Source organism: Pseudomonas sp. H11T01, from assembly GCF_048515765.1.
GTDB lineage: Bacteria > Pseudomonadota > Gammaproteobacteria > Pseudomonadales > Pseudomonadaceae > Aquipseudomonas.
In genome coordinates this window covers 67,394-83,933 of record NZ_JBLYED010000027.1, presented here as the reverse complement: position 1 = coordinate 83,933, position 16,540 = coordinate 67,394, and the positions used below count along the sequence as shown (strand labels likewise).

General features: G+C 55.8%; 15 protein-coding genes and 3 tRNA genes. 1 reads left to right on the top strand and 17 read right to left on the bottom strand.

Going from position 1 to position 16,540, the window contains the following annotated elements:
- Nucleotides 1–152: 152 nt before the first annotated feature.
- The 17 genes from ACN1C3_RS27235 to rlmE form a co-directional block, all read right to left on the bottom strand.
- A complete protein-coding gene (locus tag ACN1C3_RS27235) occupies nucleotides 153–458 on the bottom strand; it encodes a DUF6388 family protein (protein ID WP_419118827.1) in 306 nt (101 codons plus the stop codon).
- 132 nt (nucleotides 459–590) lie between these two features.
- Nucleotides 591–666: transfer RNA gene (locus tag ACN1C3_RS27230), tRNA-Thr, on the bottom strand.
- 138 nt (nucleotides 667–804) lie between these two features.
- Nucleotides 805–2,910, bottom strand: a complete 2,106-nt coding sequence (gene pnp / locus ACN1C3_RS27225; RefSeq protein ID WP_419118826.1) for a polyribonucleotide nucleotidyltransferase — start codon at nucleotides 2,908–2,910, stop codon at nucleotides 805–807.
- A gap of 194 nt (nucleotides 2,911–3,104) precedes the next feature.
- Nucleotides 3,105–3,374: a 30S ribosomal protein S15 gene (gene rpsO / locus ACN1C3_RS27220; protein ID WP_003197723.1), complete on the bottom strand. Its 270-nt coding sequence runs from the start codon at nucleotides 3,372–3,374 to the stop codon at nucleotides 3,105–3,107.
- Between the two features lie 117 nt (nucleotides 3,375–3,491).
- A complete protein-coding gene (gene truB, locus ACN1C3_RS27215; protein WP_419118825.1) occupies nucleotides 3,492–4,409 on the bottom strand; it encodes a tRNA pseudouridine(55) synthase TruB in 918 nt (305 codons plus the stop codon).
- A gap of 3 nt (nucleotides 4,410–4,412) precedes the next feature.
- Entirely contained in the window at nucleotides 4,413–4,814 is a 402-nt protein-coding gene (gene rbfA, locus ACN1C3_RS27210; protein WP_419118824.1) for a 30S ribosome-binding factor RbfA, read from the bottom strand.
- Nucleotides 4,815–4,973: 159 nt separating this feature from the next.
- Nucleotides 4,974–7,493, bottom strand: coding sequence for a translation initiation factor IF-2 (infB, locus tag ACN1C3_RS27205; protein WP_419118823.1), 2,520 nt, complete (start codon nucleotides 7,491–7,493; stop codon nucleotides 4,974–4,976).
- Nucleotides 7,494–7,520: 27 nt separating this feature from the next.
- The gene (nusA, locus tag ACN1C3_RS27200; protein ID WP_419118822.1) at nucleotides 7,521–9,002 is read right to left on the bottom strand and encodes a transcription termination factor NusA; all 1,482 of its coding nucleotides are present in this window, start codon (nucleotides 9,000–9,002) and stop codon (nucleotides 7,521–7,523) included.
- A gap of 47 nt (nucleotides 9,003–9,049) precedes the next feature.
- Nucleotides 9,050–9,508, bottom strand: a complete 459-nt coding sequence (rimP, locus tag ACN1C3_RS27195; RefSeq protein ID WP_419118832.1) for a ribosome maturation factor RimP — start codon at nucleotides 9,506–9,508, stop codon at nucleotides 9,050–9,052.
- 138 nt (nucleotides 9,509–9,646) lie between these two features.
- A tRNA-Met gene (locus tag ACN1C3_RS27190) sits at nucleotides 9,647–9,723 on the bottom strand.
- Between the two features lie 95 nt (nucleotides 9,724–9,818).
- Nucleotides 9,819–9,904 (bottom strand) — tRNA-Leu (locus ACN1C3_RS27185).
- A 28-nt stretch (nucleotides 9,905–9,932) separates the two neighbouring features.
- Complete coding sequence (gene secG, locus ACN1C3_RS27180) at nucleotides 9,933–10,316, bottom strand: preprotein translocase subunit SecG (RefSeq protein WP_419118821.1); 384 nt, start codon at nucleotides 10,314–10,316, stop codon at nucleotides 9,933–9,935.
- A 4-nt stretch (nucleotides 10,317–10,320) separates the two neighbouring features.
- Nucleotides 10,321–11,076, bottom strand: a complete 756-nt coding sequence (gene tpiA, locus ACN1C3_RS27175; protein WP_419118820.1) for a triose-phosphate isomerase — start codon at nucleotides 11,074–11,076, stop codon at nucleotides 10,321–10,323.
- A 66-nt stretch (nucleotides 11,077–11,142) separates the two neighbouring features.
- Nucleotides 11,143–12,480: a phosphoglucosamine mutase gene (glmM, locus tag ACN1C3_RS27170; RefSeq protein ID WP_419118819.1), complete on the bottom strand. Its 1,338-nt coding sequence runs from the start codon at nucleotides 12,478–12,480 to the stop codon at nucleotides 11,143–11,145.
- Between the two features lie 16 nt (nucleotides 12,481–12,496).
- Nucleotides 12,497–13,348 (bottom strand): dihydropteroate synthase, encoded by an 852-nt coding sequence (gene folP, locus ACN1C3_RS27165; protein WP_419118818.1) that lies wholly within the window; start codon nucleotides 13,346–13,348, stop codon nucleotides 12,497–12,499.
- Between the two features lie 8 nt (nucleotides 13,349–13,356).
- Nucleotides 13,357–15,264, bottom strand: coding sequence for an ATP-dependent zinc metalloprotease FtsH (gene ftsH / locus ACN1C3_RS27160; protein WP_419118817.1), 1,908 nt, complete (start codon nucleotides 15,262–15,264; stop codon nucleotides 13,357–13,359).
- Nucleotides 15,265–15,457: 193 nt separating this feature from the next.
- Nucleotides 15,458–16,108, bottom strand: coding sequence for a 23S rRNA (uridine(2552)-2'-O)-methyltransferase RlmE (gene rlmE / locus ACN1C3_RS27155; protein ID WP_419118816.1), 651 nt, complete (start codon nucleotides 16,106–16,108; stop codon nucleotides 15,458–15,460).
- Nucleotides 16,109–16,225: 117 nt separating this feature from the next.
- Here rlmE and ACN1C3_RS27150 point away from each other — a divergent pair, with 117 nt between their 5' ends.
- A complete protein-coding gene (locus ACN1C3_RS27150; protein ID WP_150804686.1) occupies nucleotides 16,226–16,534 on the top strand; it encodes a YhbY family RNA-binding protein in 309 nt (102 codons plus the stop codon).
- Nucleotides 16,535–16,540: the final 6 nt, after the last annotated feature.

The following is a 16,540-nucleotide window of genomic DNA, read 5'->3' as shown; positions in this document are numbered from 1 at the left end:
CTGGCTAACACTTCCCCTTGCCGGGTGTGTAGAGGACTTTCACCTCCAAGTCACCAGCGTGGCCACCACAGCCAAACTGGTTGCGCTTACGCGCAACGCGCCATGCCTGGCGCACAAGCAAAACGCCAGCCTCAATGAGGCTGGCGTTCGCATCAAACCACCAGATTGTTCATCTCGCAGTACTCTTCCCACTCGACACCCAACACTTCGGCCGCTTCCTTGTGCAACGCAAGGCGTGCCGTTTCGTATTCTTCCGGTGTTGAGGTGTACTTGAGCGTCAGCTCCCAGGGCTGCAAGCCCTGCGCTTCAGCCTCGTCCTCGAACGCCCACTGAATCTGATCTTTCTGATCGTCAGCACTCAGGTTCTTGATCTCTTCCATCAGCTCGGGCGCATCAAGAATGTACTTCTTGAGGGCCTCTTCGTGCCTGGCTTCTTGTGTTAGCTCTTTAACAGTCATTTCGTTCTCTCTGATCAGGGGAATGGAAGATGGATCTGGATCATCAAGGATCTCTCTGACGCAAAAAACCGTTTACAGCCCGGTTTATCTGGCCTTCAGAACCATTCGGGATCATTTGAAAACAGGTGTTGCTGGTGCCGGAGATAGGAATCGAACCTACGACCTTCGCGTTACGAGTGCGCTGCTCTACCGACTGAGCTACACCGGCGCTGGGCTAAACCTAGCACCGACTTTCGGGTCAGGCAACTCGCTGAGGCCACTCAATTTTCAGCAGACAAAAAAATACCCCATAGCTTTCGCTACGGGGCATCTTTTACAACGTTGAAGCGGTCAAGCGTGGGGAGTATTAAACGCCCGATGCCTTGGCTGCTGCTACGTCTTTGATGGACAGCTTGATACGGCCGCGGTTGTCCACGTCCAGTACCAATACTTCCACTTCCTGACCTTCTTTCAGAATGTCGGTCACTTTCTCAACGCGAGCGTCGCTCAGCATGGAGATGTGAACCAGACCGTCCTTGCCCGGCAGGATGTTGACGAAGGCACCGAAGTCAACGATGCGCTCGACCTTACCGACGTAGATCTTGCCGATTTCAGCTTCAGCGGTGATACCCAGAACGCGCTGACGAGCAGCTTCTGCAGCTTCCTTGGTTTCGCCGAAGATCTTGATCGAACCGTCGTCTTCGATGTCGATCGAAGCTTTGGTCTCTTCACAGATCGCACGAATGGTCGCGCCGCCTTTACCGATGACATCACGGATTTTGTCGGTGTCGATTTTCATCGCGATCATGGTCGGAGCGTTTTCCGACAGTTCGGTACGCGATTGACCAATGATCTGGTTCATCTGGCCGAGGATGTTCAGGCGCGCTTCCAGGGCTTGGCCCAGAGCGATTTCCATGATTTCTTCGGTGATGCCTTTGATCTTGATGTCCATCTGCAGCGCGGTAACACCTTTGGCGGTACCGGCTACTTTGAAGTCCATGTCGCCCAAGTGGTCTTCGTCACCCAGGATGTCGGTCAGGACGGCGAACTTCTCGCCCTCTTTAACCAGACCCATGGCGATACCGGCAACTGGTGCCTTCATCGGCACACCAGCGTCCATCAGAGCCAGGGAAGCACCGCAGACCGAAGCCATGGAGCTGGAACCGTTGGACTCGGTGATTTCCGATACGACACGGATGGTGTACGGGAACACGTCAGCAGCAGGCAGCATGGCCTGGACCGAGCGACGAGCCAGACGGCCGTGACCGATTTCACGACGACCAGCACCGCCCATGCGACCACACTCGCCTACCGAGAACGGAGGGAAATTGTAGTGCAGCATGAACGGGTCTTTTTTCTCGCCTTCCAGGGTGTCCAGCAGCTGTGCGTCACGGGCAGTACCCAGAGTCGCGACTACCAGAGCCTGAGTTTCGCCACGGGTGAACAGAGCCGAACCGTGGGTCTTCGGCAGAACACCGACTTCGATGTTCAGCGGACGTACGGTGCGGGTGTCACGGCCATCGATACGCGGCTTGCCGTTAACGATGTTTTCGCGAACGGTGCGGTATTCGATTTCGCCGAATGCAGCTTTGACATCGCTCGAAGAAGGCTGACCTTCCTCGCCCGACAGCTTGGCAACGATCTGGTCACGCAACTCGCCCAGACGTGCATAACGCTCGTGCTTGACGGTGATGGTGTAAGCCTGGGAGATCGCTTCGCCGAATTCTGCGCGGATGGCGCCCAGCAGAGCAGTGGCTTCTGGCTTTGGCTGCCAGTCCCAGGTTGGTTTGGCAGCTTCGGCAGCCAGTTCTTTGACAGCCTGGATAACAACCTGGAATTCGTCGTGGGCGAACAGTACAGCGCCCAGCATCTGGTCTTCGGTCAGCTCTTTGGCTTCCGATTCAACCATCAATACCGCTTCCGAAGTACCGGCAACGACCATGTCCAGGCTCGAAGCCTTGAGTTGCTCGTAAGTCGGGTTCAGCAGGTAGCCGGTGCTTTCGTGGAACGCCACGCGGGCAGCGCCGATCGGGCCATCGAAAGGAATGCCGGAGATGGCCAGCGCAGCCGAAGTACCGATCATCGCAGCGATGTCCGGATCGGTTTTCTTGCTGGTGGAAACGACGGTGCAGACAACCTGCACTTCGTTCATGAAACCTTCTGGGAACAGAGGACGGATCGGACGGTCGATCAGTCGCGAAGTCAGGGTTTCTTTCTCGGAAGGACGGCCTTCACGCTTGAAGAAACCGCCAGGGATCTTACCGGCAGCGTAAGTCTTTTCCTGGTAGTGAACAGACAGAGGGAAGAAGCCCTTGCCTGGATCTGCTTGTTTAGCACCGACTACAGTCACCAACACGCTGACGTCGTCGTCAACGGTGACCAATACTGCGCCGGAGGCCTGACGGGCGATACGGCCAGTCTCGAGGGTAACGGTCGACTGACCGAACTGGAATTTTTTGATTACCGGGTTCACGGTGTCCTACCTTCTTTGTGGCTCTTGGGGAATTTGTCTTCTTGCGAAATTCTTGGGCAATGTCGGGAATCGGCCCAACGCCTGTCCAGGGTAAAACGTGTATCCAGATAAAACTTGAGGCTGGGAGCCTGCCATGCGCCAGCGGGAAACCCACTGACGTACGACAGACAACCAACCTCTAGCGCAATCGCTTATTAGCGACGCAGACCCAGGCGAGCGATCAGAGCGCTGTAACGGCTCACGTCCTTGCCTTTCAGGTAGTCCAGCAGCTTACGACGCTGGTTTACCATGCGGATCAGACCACGACGGGAGTGGTGATCTTTACCGTTGGCCTTGAAGTGACCTTGCAGTTTGTTGATGTTGTGGGTCAGCAGTGCAACTTGCACTTCTGGCGAACCAGTGTCACCAACAGCTTGCTGGTAGTCAGCTACGATTTGAGCTTTTTCTTGAACGTCGAGAGCCATGAGGCAATCCTTTTATCAGGAAACTGTTTCAAAGAAACAGCTTCAACAGGCCAGGGACAAATCCCTGTATCTAAAAATGAGTAGTGACCGTGCCTGTTAACAGCCACCCTCGTTCGGTCATTCTGACCGAATCAGTCGACGCGGCGCGATGCGCCCGTCTTCGCTCACTTCACCGATACCGATGAAGCGACCGTTGTGATCCTGTACCCGTACCATGCCGAACTTCGGTGCATCCGGGGCTCGTACCGGTTGGCCGTTGAGCCAATAGAACGAGCTGTGCTCCGAAAACTGCAACAGTGGCCAATCCAGCAGGCCGCTGTCCGATGGCATCAGGAAGCGATCAACCGCCTCGTTGCCGCCCTCGGCATGTACCGCTTCCAACTCTTCCAGCGTGACCGTCTGGGCCAGCGTGAACGGCCCGGCCTGGGTACGTCGCAATTCAGCAACGTAAGCGCCACAGCCGAGCTGCTCACCGATATCCTCCACAAGGGTCCGGATATAGGTGCCTTTGCTGCAATCCACCGCAAGCCGGGCAGTATCGCCCTCGAACGCAAGCAATTCCAAGCGCGCAATAGTAACAGAACGCGGTTCACGCTCCACCACTTCACCTGCACGGGCTAACTTGTAAAGCGGCTGGCCATCACGCTTGAGGGCCGAGTACATCGGAGGTATCTGACTGATTTGACCGCGAAAACTCGGTAAAGCAGCTTCGATATCGGAGCGACCGACGGTCACTTCCCGCGTCTGCAAAACCTCACCTTCGGCGTCTGCCGTGGTGGTGGTCTTGCCCAATTGCATCAAGGTTTCATATGCCTTGTCCGAATCGAGCAAGTATTGCGAGAACTTGGTGGCTTCACCAAAGCACAGCGGCAACACCCCAGTGGCAAGCGGATCAAGGCTGCCGGTGTGCCCGGCCTTCTCGGCATTGAGCAACCAGCGGACTTTCTGCAGCGCTGCGTTGGAGGTGAACCCCAACGGCTTGTCGAGCAGGATGATGCCGCTGACGTTACGACGGATACGTTTGACCTGAGCCACCGATTACTCCTTGGCGTCTTCTAGATCAGCAGCTACCGGATGCTGATTGTCCTCAGCCACGGCGCGTTCGATCAACGCCGAAAGGTGAGCACCACGCACGACGCTTTCGTCGTAGTGGAAGTGCAACTGTGGAACGCTGCGCAACTTCATCTCTCGGGCCAGCTGCATACGCAGGAAACCGGCGGCCGAGTTGAGCACCTTGATGCTCTGGGCGATGTCGTCAGCATTGTCCTGGCCCATCACGGTAATGAAAATCTTGGCGTGACCGACGTCACGGCTGACTTCAACAGCCGTGATGGTGACCAGACCGACGCGCGGGTCTTTGACTTCACGACGGATCAGTTGTGCCAGCTCACGCTGCATCTGATCGCCGATACGTTGGGTACGGCTATATTCTTTTGCCATGTCTTGTTACCTGTCACTGACCCACGGTGAAACCCGTGTGGTCTGAAAGCGGCAAACGCCCGGCCTGGCAGAAGCCGGACCGGGCGTTGCGTTTAGAGTCTCGTGTGAGCGCAGCGCATTTGCATGCATTGACCCATCATGGCTCTTGAAGCTCGCGACTTAGAGGCTGCGAGCAACCTGGACCTTCTCGAAGACTTCGATCTTGTCACCGGCCTTGACGTCGTTGTAGCTCTTGACGCCGATACCGCATTCCATGCCGGCACGCACTTCGGACATATCGTCCTTGAAGCGGCGCAGGGACTCAAGTTCGCCTTCGAAAATAACGATGTCTTCGCGCAGCACACGGATCGGACGGTTGCGGTGAACCACACCTTCCAGAACCATACAGCCGGCGATCGCACCGAACTTCGGCGAACGGAACACGTCGCGGACTTCAGCAATACCCAGGATATTCTCCCGAACATCGCTGCCAAGCATGCCGGTAAGGGCTTTCTTGACGTCTTCGATGATGTCGTAGATCACGTTGTAGTAACGCATATCCAGACCTTCCTGCTCGACGATCTTGCGAGCGCCAGCATCGGCACGCACGTTGAAACCGAACAGTACAGCGTTGGAGGCCAGTGCCAGGTTAGCGTCGCTCTCGGTGATACCACCGACACCGCCACCGACTACGCGCACTTGCACTTCATCGTTACCCAGGCCGCCGAGAGCGCCCTGCAAAGCTTCCAGAGAACCGCGGACGTCAGATTTGAGGACGATGTTAAGCGTCTTCTTCTCTTCCTGACCCATGTTCTCGAAGATATTTTCCAGCTTGCCAGCGTGAGCACGAGCCAGTTTGACTTCGCGGAACTTGCCTTGACGGAACAAGGCAACTTCGCGCGCCTTCTTCTCGTCAGTCATTACGCTCAGTTCGTCGCCAGCTTCCGGTGTGCCATCCAGACCGAGAATCTCGACTGGAATCGACGGACCGGCTTCTTTGATCGGCTTGCCGTTTTCGTCAAGCATCGCCCGGATACGGCCGAAGTTCGAACCCACCAGGACCATGTCGCCTTGACGCAGAGTACCGTCAGAAACCAGAACGGTTGCAACCGGACCACGACCTTTGTCGAGACGCGATTCAACCACTACGCCACGACCAGGAGCGGACGGGGTTGCTGTCAGTTCGAGAACTTCGGCTTGCAGCAAGACAGCTTCCAGCAGGTCGTCAACGCCAGTACCCATTTTCGCGGAGACTGAAACGAACGGAGTATCACCACCCCATTCTTCGGACGTAACACCGTGGACAGACAGCTCACTACGAATGCGATCGAGATCGGCACCCGGCTTGTCGATTTTGTTCACAGCAACAACCAGCGGAACACCGGCGGCTTTAGCATGCTGAACAGCTTCGATGGTCTGCGGCATTACGCCGTCGTCCGCCGCTACTACCAGAATCACGATGTCGGTCGCCTTGGCACCACGAGCACGCATTGCAGTAAACGCAGCGTGACCAGGGGTGTCGAGGAAGGTGACCATGCCGCGTTCGGTTTCAACGTGGTAAGCACCGATGTGCTGGGTGATACCGCCGGCTTCGCCAGCAGCTACCTTGGCACGACGGATGTAGTCGAGCAGAGAAGTCTTACCATGGTCAACGTGGCCCATTACGGTCACGACTGGCGCACGGGAGAAAGCCTCACCTTCAAACTTCAGCGATTCTGCCAGGGAATCTTCCAGGGCGGTGTCGCTGACCAGGGTCACTTTGTGGCCCAGCTCTTCAGCAACCAGTTGAGCAGTTTCCTGATCGAGTACCTGGTTGATGGTCGCCGGAGTGCCCATTTTGAACATGAACTTGATGACTTCAGCAGCCTTGACCGACATCTGCTGGGCCAATTCGCCAACAGTGATCGTCTCGCCGATTTGTACGTCACGAACCACTGGGCCGGTTGGGCTCTGGAAACCGTGGGCGTTGCGTTTCTTCAGCTTGGCCTTGCCACGACCACCACGACGGAAGCTATCGCTTTCTTCGTCAGTAGTACGAGGGGCAACGCGTGGAGCCGGAGCCTTCTCTTTAACGGTTGCACGATGCGGGGCATTGCTTTTGCGCTCGCCATCGCCGCGACGACTGCTGTCATCACTGCGTGGTTTGTCCGGGCGACGTTGCTCATCTCTCTTGCGAGCGTCGGCAACTGGTGCAGCAGCCACAACAGGCGCTTCATGCACAGGTGCAGCGACAGCAACAGCAACAGGCGCAACAACAGCGTCATTTGCAGACGATTGCGCAGTAGCAGGCTGGCGACGCGCTTCTTCTTCGGCGCGACGCTTGGCTTCTTCTTCAGCCTTCTGACGAGCAGCATTTTCTACTGCGCGACGTTCTTCCTGTTCGCGTTTGCGCTCGGCTTCGATTTCTTCCGGGCTGCGCTGTACGAAGACTTTCTTCTTGCGTACTTCAACGCTGATACTTTTGCTGCCAGCAACACGCAGGGTGCTGGTGGTTTTACGCTGCAAAGTGATCTTGCGCGGTTCTTCCACTTTCGCCTTGTGGCTGCTTTTCAAGTGAGTCAGCAGAGCCTGCTTCTCACTGTCGGTCACATCTTGCTCGGCGGCGGTGTGCGGCAGACCTGCCTCACGCATCTGCTGCAACAGGCGCTCTACCGGTGTTTTGACCTCATCGGCCAGTTGTTTCACCGTGACTTGCGTCATGCACTTCTCTCCTCAGGCCGCGCCTAATTACTCGAACCAATGGGCTCGGGCGGCCATGATCAACTTGCCGGCACGATCATCGTCAATGCCGTCGATGTCGAGCAGGTCGTCAATAGACTGCTCGGCCAGGTCTTCGCGGGTAATTACGCCGCGCACCGCCAGTTCCATCGCCAAATCCTTGTCCATACCCTCAAGCGAGAGCAGGTCTTCGGCCGGATGGGCGTCTGCCAGCTTTTCCTCAGTAGCGATGGCTTTAGTCAACAAACGATCCTTGGCGCGAGCGCGAAGCTCGTTGACGGTCTCTTCATCAAAGCCGTCAATGTTGAGCATTTCTTCCAACGGTACGTAGGCAATCTCTTCCAGGCTGGTGAAGCCTTCATCAACCAGTACCTGTGCCAGATCTTCGTCGACTTCCAGCTCGTCGATGAAGTTGCGCAGGATGTCACCGGTTTCTGCTTGCTGCTTAGCCTGGATGTCCGATTCGGTCATCACGTTCAGGGTCCAGCCAGTCAACTGGCTAGCCAGACGCACGTTCTGACCACCGCGACCGATGGCCTGAGCAAGATTGTCTGCGCCAACGGCGATGTCCATTGCATGGGCATCTTCGTCAACGATAATTGCCGCAACTTCAGCCGGTGACATGGCGTTGATCACGAACTGCGCCGGGTTGTCGTCCCACAGGACGATGTCCACACGCTCACCACCCAACTCGCCAGACACTGCCTGGACGCGCGAACCGCGCATGCCAATGCAGGCGCCTTGCGGGTCGATGCGTTTGTCTTTGGAGCGGACTGCAATTTTGGCACGAGAACCCGGATCGCGGGATGCTGCCATCACTTCGATCAGGCCTTCGGCAATTTCCGGCACTTCAATGCGGAACAGTTCGATCAGCATTTCCGGCGCTGTACGCGACAGGATCAGCTGAGGACCGCGGTTCTCGGTGCGGATTTCCTTGAGCAGCGCACGAAGACGGACGCCAACACGGAAAGTCTCGCGGGAGATAATGTCTTCACGAGCCAGCAACGCTTCAGCATTGTTGCCCAGATCGACGATCACGTTATCGCGAGTCACTTTCTTCACGGTGCCGGAGATGATTTCCCCCAGACGCTCGCGATAGGCATCAACGACTTGAGCACGCTCGGCTTCGCGGACTTTCTGCACAATGACCTGTTTGGCGGTCTGTGCAGCGATGCGGCCAAATTCGATCGAGTCGATTTTTACTTCAACGATGTCGCCAGCTTTAGCGCCAGGCTGGGTTTCCTGAGCCTGCTCAACCCACATCTCGACAGCCGGATCGTCCAGATCTGCTTCTTCGACTACCGCCCAGCGACGGAAGGTTTCATAGGCACCGGTATGGCGGTTAATTTCCACACGCAGGTCAACTTCGTCTTCGAAACGCTTTTTGGTAGCAGTGGCCAGAGCCAGCTCCAGCGCTTCAAAAATAACGTTTGCCGGTACGCCCTTTTCATTGGATACCGACTCAACAACCAGCAGTACTTCTTTGCTCATCGTACGCCTCGCCTTTCGCAAGCCATTGGATCCGCGGGATCCGCGTCTCAGTCAAAACTGGGAATAATGTTGGCCTTGTCGATCATATCGATCGGCAACAGAAACTCATGATCTTCAACCTGCACCACGATGTCCTGCTCTTCTACGCCGCGCAGAAGGCCTTGAAAGTTGCGTCGACCTTCAAAGGGCGAGCGCAGCTTGATCTTCACTTGCTCACCGGCAAATTTTGCAAACTGCTCAATAGTGAACAGTGGGCGTTCCATGCCAGGCGAGGAAACTTCAAGGGTGTATTCAACGGCGATAGGATCTTCAACATCCAACACGCCGCTGATCTGACGGCTGACGATGGCACAATCGTCCACCAGCACACCGCCCTCTTTATCGATATAAACGCGCAACATTGAGTGGCGACCTTGAGCCGAAAACTCAATACCCCAGCATTCATAGCCAAGGGCCACGACCACCGGGGCCAGCAAGGCCTGCAACTCTTCTAGCTTGCTCGACACCTGAACCCCCTCGTGCATGTATGTGCATGCTATGCAAAATAAAAAAATGGGCGAAACGCCCATCCTTGAAACGCCGTCGAACAGCGGCGTTGAAAGTGTCCAGCTAACAAAAAGCCCCTTAAAAGGGGCTCCTTAAACTGGTTGCGGGGGCCGGATTTGAACCGACGACCTTCGGGTTATGAGCCCGACGAGCTACCAGACTGCTCCACCCCGCGACAAAGCTGGGGCGGAAGTATACGACTGATCCCTTGCAGGGTCAATCTAACCTCCACCTACAAGAAAGCCCGCAACAGCGGGCTCTCCTGATAATTGGTACCGAGAAGGGGACTCGAACCCCTACACCCTATGGGCACAACCACCTCAAGGTTGCGTGTCTACCAATTCCACCACCTCGGCAATACAACGTTACAGCGTGAAACCCTTCTTACTTTTGCTCTTGAGCTGGAGGTACGTCAGTCGCATTGGTTGCCGACTTTTGCTCTTGAAGCACCGGAACATCATCAGAAGCCGGTTTTTGCTTTGGAACTTCCAACACTGCTGGATTTGGCAAACCTACCTGAGTCAGCTCATGAGCTTTCTCTTTAGCAAAGTAACCTAACCCTAAGCTGGTCATGAAGAAACCTGCGGCAAGTATAGCAGTAAACTTACTAAGAAAGGTAGAGGAACCTTGGCTTCCGAACACAGTATTTGAAGCACCTGCTCCGAAAGACGCGCCAGCATCCGCACCTTTACCCTGTTGCAGCAATACCAGAGCAACAACGCCCAGAGCACCCAACAGATGAAAAACGACTACGACTGTTTCCAGCATTTTCTCAGTTTCCCGCGGCGCGACAGATCGCACCGAACTCATCTGCATTCAGGGAAGCTCCACCAATGAGCCCCCCATCGATATCCGGCATGCCGAACAGTTCGACCGCATTGGCCGCCTTCACGCTGCCGCCGTATAGAAGCCGCACACCTTGTGCGACTTCAGAATTTTCTGCCGCCAACTGTGCACGGATGGCTGCGTGCACATCCTGCGCCTGTTGCGGTGATGCAGTCAGCCCGGTACCAATGGCCCAGACCGGCTCGTAAGCGATTACTGCCTTTGCAAACACACCGACACCAAACTCCTCGATGATGCTGCCCAGCTGACGCCCGACAACCTCAAGGGTCTTCCCGGCCTCACGCTGCTCGAGGGTCTCCCCTACACACAACACTGGCATCAATCCACATGCTTGCGCCGCAGCGAACTTGCGATTCAGAACCTCGTCACGCTCACCCATGATCAGGCGACGCTCAGAGTGACCCACAAGCACCAGGGAGCAACCTGCATCCACCAGCTGACTTGGCGCAATCTCGCCAGTCAAAGCACCTTGCATGGATTCCACCGCAGAATTCTGCGCGCCGACCGAAATCGACTTGCCTTCCAAGCCATCAATCACCTGATTGATAAACAAGCAAGGCGGGAATACCGCGACATCAACACCGCTCGGCAAGGCCAGATGACGAAGGCCATTGATCAGCTCAGCGACGCTGGCGCGGGTACCGTGCATTTTCCAGTTACCAGCTACCATAGGGCGACGCATGCTGTACCTCGTCGGTCAAAGTGGGCGCAGATGTTACCCAACCGCATCAACACTGGCAAGCCGAAATCAGGCGCAAACTTCAGTAACCAGTTTTGCGAGCTCATCGGCATAGCCACGAACCTGCGCCTCGTCATCACCTTCGACCATCACACGGACCAGCGGCTCGGTGCCGGACTTGCGCAAAAGCACCCGTCCACGACCCGCCATAGCTGCTGTAACACGGGCGCAAGCTGCTTTCACGGCAGCATGCTCTACCGGATTTACGCCACCAGAAAAGCGCACATTGACCAAAACCTGAGGACACTTGCGCAACGCCTGACGGGATTGAGCAAGACTATCGTTACGACTTTTCAAGGCCATCAATACTTGCAGCGCAGCAATAATAGCGTCGCCGGTAGTGGTGTGCTGGAAGCACACGATATGACCAGAGTTCTCACCACCCAACTGCCAGCTCCGCTCCAGCAGGTCCGCAATCACATAGCGGTCACCCACATTGGCACGCACGAACGGAATACCCAGGTCAGCCAAGGCCAGCTCCAACCCCAGATTACTCATCAGAGTACCTACGACGCCGCCCTGCAACTGGTTACGCTCATGCAGATCACGAGCGATGATAAACAGCAACTCATCGCCATCGACTATCGCGCCCGTATGATCGACCATCAACACCCGATCGCCGTCACCGTCAAAGGCAATACCTAGGTCAGCATGCTCGGCGAGCACCGCAGCCTGCAATTGCCCCATATGGGTCGAACCGCAGTTGTCATTGATGTTCAGGCCATTAGGCTGAGCGGAAAGCACGGTTACCTGTGCACCCAGCTCACGAAAGACACTAGGAGCCACTTTATAGGTAGCACCGTGAGCGCAATCGATGACGATATTCAAACCGGCAAAACTGGTACCGGTCGGCACGCTGCTTTTACAGAATTCGATATAGCGACCGGACGCGTCGTTGATCCGTGAAACCTTGCCGATCTTGCTCGACTCGACCACCGTCATCGGCGCATCGAGCAACTCTTCGATCATCAGCTCGATTTCGTCCGGCAGCTTGGTGCCCTGTCTGGAGAAGAATTTGATGCCATTGTCGTCGTGCGGATTGTGCGAAGCACTGATGACGATGCCGGCCTCAGCCTGGAAGGTGCGAGTCAGGTAGGCGATAGCCGGTGTCGGCATCGGCCCCAACAACATCACATCAGCCCCCGCAGCAGACAACCCGGCCTCCAGGGCAGACTCGAACATGTAGCCGGAGATCCGCGTATCCTTGCCCACAAGCACCTTACAGGCACCCATGCTGCGAAACGCCATACCCGCAGCCCAGCCGAGCTTGAGCATGAAATCCGGAGTAATCGGAAATTCGCCTACCCGACCACGAATGCCGTCAGTGCCAAAGTATTTTTTAGTCATAAGTGCTCCATCATTCTTATTCGGCTGATTCTACTGCTGCGATCATCCGCACTACATCCACTGTCTCAGCCACATCATGTACGCGCAAAATCCGCGCACCTTTGACCACGGCCAATGCTGCGAGAGCCAGACCGCCATGCAGTCGCTCTCCAACCGGACGACTCAACGCCAGACCTATCATGCTCTTTCGCGAAACCCCAACCAACAGGGGCCGCCCCAAGGCATGCAGCGCATCCATATGCTTGAACAGACTCAAATTGTGCTGCAGGCTTTTCGCGAAACCGAAACCCGGATCAAGAATAATCCGCTCGGGAGGGATACCAACCGTCGCGCATTGAGCCATACGCTCGGCCAGAAACTCGCCAACCTCGGCTGTCACGTTTTGATACTGTGGATTGTCCTGCATATCACCAGGCTCGCCGAGCATATGCATGAGACACACCGGCAAACCTGTGTCCGCCGCCGCATCGAGCGCTCCATCGCGTCGCAGCGAGCGCACGTCGTTGATCAGCCCCGCGCCCAGTCGCGCACTTTCACGCATGACTGCCGGCGTCGAAGTATCGACCGAGATAATCACATCAAGTTCGCGATGAATTCGCTCGACAATGGGCGCCACGCGCTCAAGCTCTTCGATCGACGAAACCACCCGCGCACCCGGCCGGGTTGACTCGCCACCGATATCAATCAGCGTCGCACCTGCCGCAACCATCGCTTCAGCATGGCGCAAGGCCGCATCGAGCTGGCTGAAGCGCCCGCCATCGGAGAAGGAATCTGGAGTGACATTGAGAATGCCCATCACGTGCGTGCGGGCCAAATCAAGAACCCGGTTGCCGCAAGGCAACCGGGTCGAGGACTGTGCAAAAGTCATTTCAAACCTTAGACGTCAGCAGCCGGACCGCCGATTGGGGTTTCCGGGCGCTCGCCCTGCACTACTGGAGGAGTCCCGGTATTACCGGTACCGCCCGACCAGTCGCGAGGCTCACGTGGAGTCCGGCCAGCCATGATGTCATCGATCTGCTCAGCATCGATAGTTTCGTACTTCATCAAGGCATCGGCCATCGCATCGAGCTTGTCGCGATTGTCCGTAAGGATCTGTTTGGCAGTTCCGTAGCACTGGTCAATGATGCTGCGCACTTCAGAATCGATCAGCTTCGCGGTCTCGCCCGAGAAACTAGCGTGCTGGCTGCCACCGCGCCCCAGGAACACTTCGCCTTCTTCTTCAGCGTACATCAGAGGGCCAAGCTTTTCCGACAGGCCCCACTTCGTAACCATGTTCCGCGCAATCTGACTGGCACGCATGATGTCGTTGGAGGCACCCGTGGTGACGCCATCGAAGCCCAGGGTCATCTCTTCAGCAATACGACCGCCATAAAGCGAGCAGATCTGACTGATCAACGCACGCTTGGAAAGACTGTAACGATCTTCTTCCGGCAAGAACATGGTGACACCCAACGCGCGACCGCGAGGGATGATCGAAACCTTGTAGACCGGATCATGTTCAGGCACAACACGACCAACGATAGCGTGACCCGCTTCGTGGTAGGCGGTGTTTTGCTTCTCTTTCTCGGACATGACCATGGATTTGCGCTCTGCGCCCATCATGATCTTGTCTTTGGCCAGCTCGAACTCTTTCATCTCTACGACGCGCTTACCTGTACGAGCTGCAAACAACGAAGCCTCGTTCACCAGGTTAGCCAGATCAGCACCGGAAAAGCCAGGAGTACCACGGGCGATTACCGCCGGGGCGACGTCATCGCCCATCGGCACTTTACGCATGTGTACTTTCAGAATCTGTTCGCGACCGCGAATATCCGGCAGCCCCACGACAACTTGACGGTCGAAACGGCCTGGACGCAGCAATGCTGGGTCAAGCACATCAGGACGGTTAGTTGCAGCGATGACGATGATGCCGTCATTCATCTCGAAACCATCCATCTCTACCAGCAACTGGTTGAGAGTCTGCTCGCGCTCATCGTGACCACCACCCATACCGGCGCCACGGTGGCGACCGACGGCGTCGATTTCATCGATGAAGATGATGCATGGAGCGTGTTTCTTGGCCTGTTCGAACATATCGCGAACACGGCTGGCACCTACGCCGACGAACATCTCGACGAAATCGGAACCAGAAATGGTGAAGAACGGCACCTTTGCTTCACCGGCAATTGCTTTGGCCAGCAAGGTTTTACCGGTACCCGGAGGACCGACCATCAGTACACCGCGAGGAATACGGCCGCCAAGACGCTGGAACTTGCCCGGATCGCGCAAGAACTCAACGAGTTCGCCAACTTCTTCCTTGGCTTCATCGCAACCAGCAACGTCACCCAAAGTGGTTTTCACTTGATCTTCGGATAGCAGGCGCGCCTTGCTCTTGCCGAAACTCATCGGTCCACCCTTCCCGCCTGCACCGCCCTGCATCTGTCGCATGAAGAACATGAAGACGGCGATGATCACCAGGATCGGGAAGCTTGCGACCAGAAGCTGGGTCCAGATGCTTTGCTGTTCAGGCTGTTTACCTTCAACGACTACGTGGTTATCCACCAGATCGCCGATCAGACCGTTGTCCTGAATCGCAGGACGAATGGTCTTGAAGCTGTCGCCATCGTTGCGCTTGCCGGTAATCACATAGCCATCAACCGCTACGCGCTCGACCTTGCCATCCTTCACTTGCTGGATGAAGTCGGAATAGTTGAGGGTCTGCGGCTCGTTAGGGCTGGAGAAGTTGTTCATCACCGTCACCAGGACAGCCGCAATGATCAACCACAGGATCAGATTCTTTGCCATATCGTTCAATTAACTACCCTCTGAAGCAAGCTCCGCTACTGGCGCGCGCTTCGCATGATATTCACCGGCCTAACTTACTACATTACCTACAGCTCTGGCAGGCGCTGTCTGTAACCCTTTGTGAAACTTTGACTACACAATATTCGCTTATGTTCACGAGACGACACCATTGAAAAAAACTATCGCCCCTGCACTACAAACGCTCATCACTCGCAGCACCTTCGATTCCGCGAAAACCGCGCCCCAGCAAATACTGCTCGCGGGACCTGTCACGGGAAGACAGCGGCTTGCGCATCTGCACCTTATCGAACAGCTTGCGGATGTCTTTGTGGTACTCGTCGAAGCCTTCACCCTGGAAGACCTTGATCAAAAAATCACCACCGGGGCGCAAAACCCGACCCGCAAGGTCCAATGCCAATTCGCATAGGAACATCGCACGTGGCATATCCACAGCCGCCAATCCACTCATATTGGGGGCCATATCGGAAATCACAAGGTCTACTTGTGTATTACCTACCGCTTCGAGGATTTGTGCCAGTACCGCATCTTCGGTGAAATCCCCTTGAATGAAGGTCACATCAGGGATGCTGTCCATTTCCAGGATGTCGGATGCGATCAGCCGACCTTGGCCACCAATCAGACGACTGGTCACCTGCGACCACCCTCCTGGCGCTGCGCCGAGGTCGATTACGCTCATTCCAGGACGAATAAGGCGGTCCTTTTCCTGGATCTCCAGCAATTTGTAGCTGGCGCGCGAACGATACCCATCTTTTTGCGCCATTTTGACGTACGGGTCGTTGAAGTGTTCTTTCAGCCAGTTATGACTTGTCTTGGAACGGGCCACGGGCCACCTCAAAAATAAACTCAAAAATAAAACGGGTCGTGATTAACTGGGCGGTCCCGGACTCGCTCGGGTAAACTGGCCGCCGCTTTTTACAAGATCAGACACAGGGGTCAGATTATGCCGCTCACTCAAGAGCAGAAGAAACAGTACAAATCCATTGGCCACCATCTGAAACCAGTTTTGACTGTGGCTGACAACGGTTTGACTGAAGGTGTGTTAGCCGAACTTGAACGCGCTTTGAGCGATCACGAGCTGATAAAAATCAAGCTCAACATCCTCGAACGCGAATCTCGCCTGGGAGCCGTTGCAGAGTTGTGCAAGGCTGGCAAGGCAGATCTGGTGCAAGTCATCGGCAAAATGGCGTTGATTTATCGCAAGAACTTCAGCGTCAACAAGCAACTGTCGAACGTCCACCGCTTCAAGTGATATCAA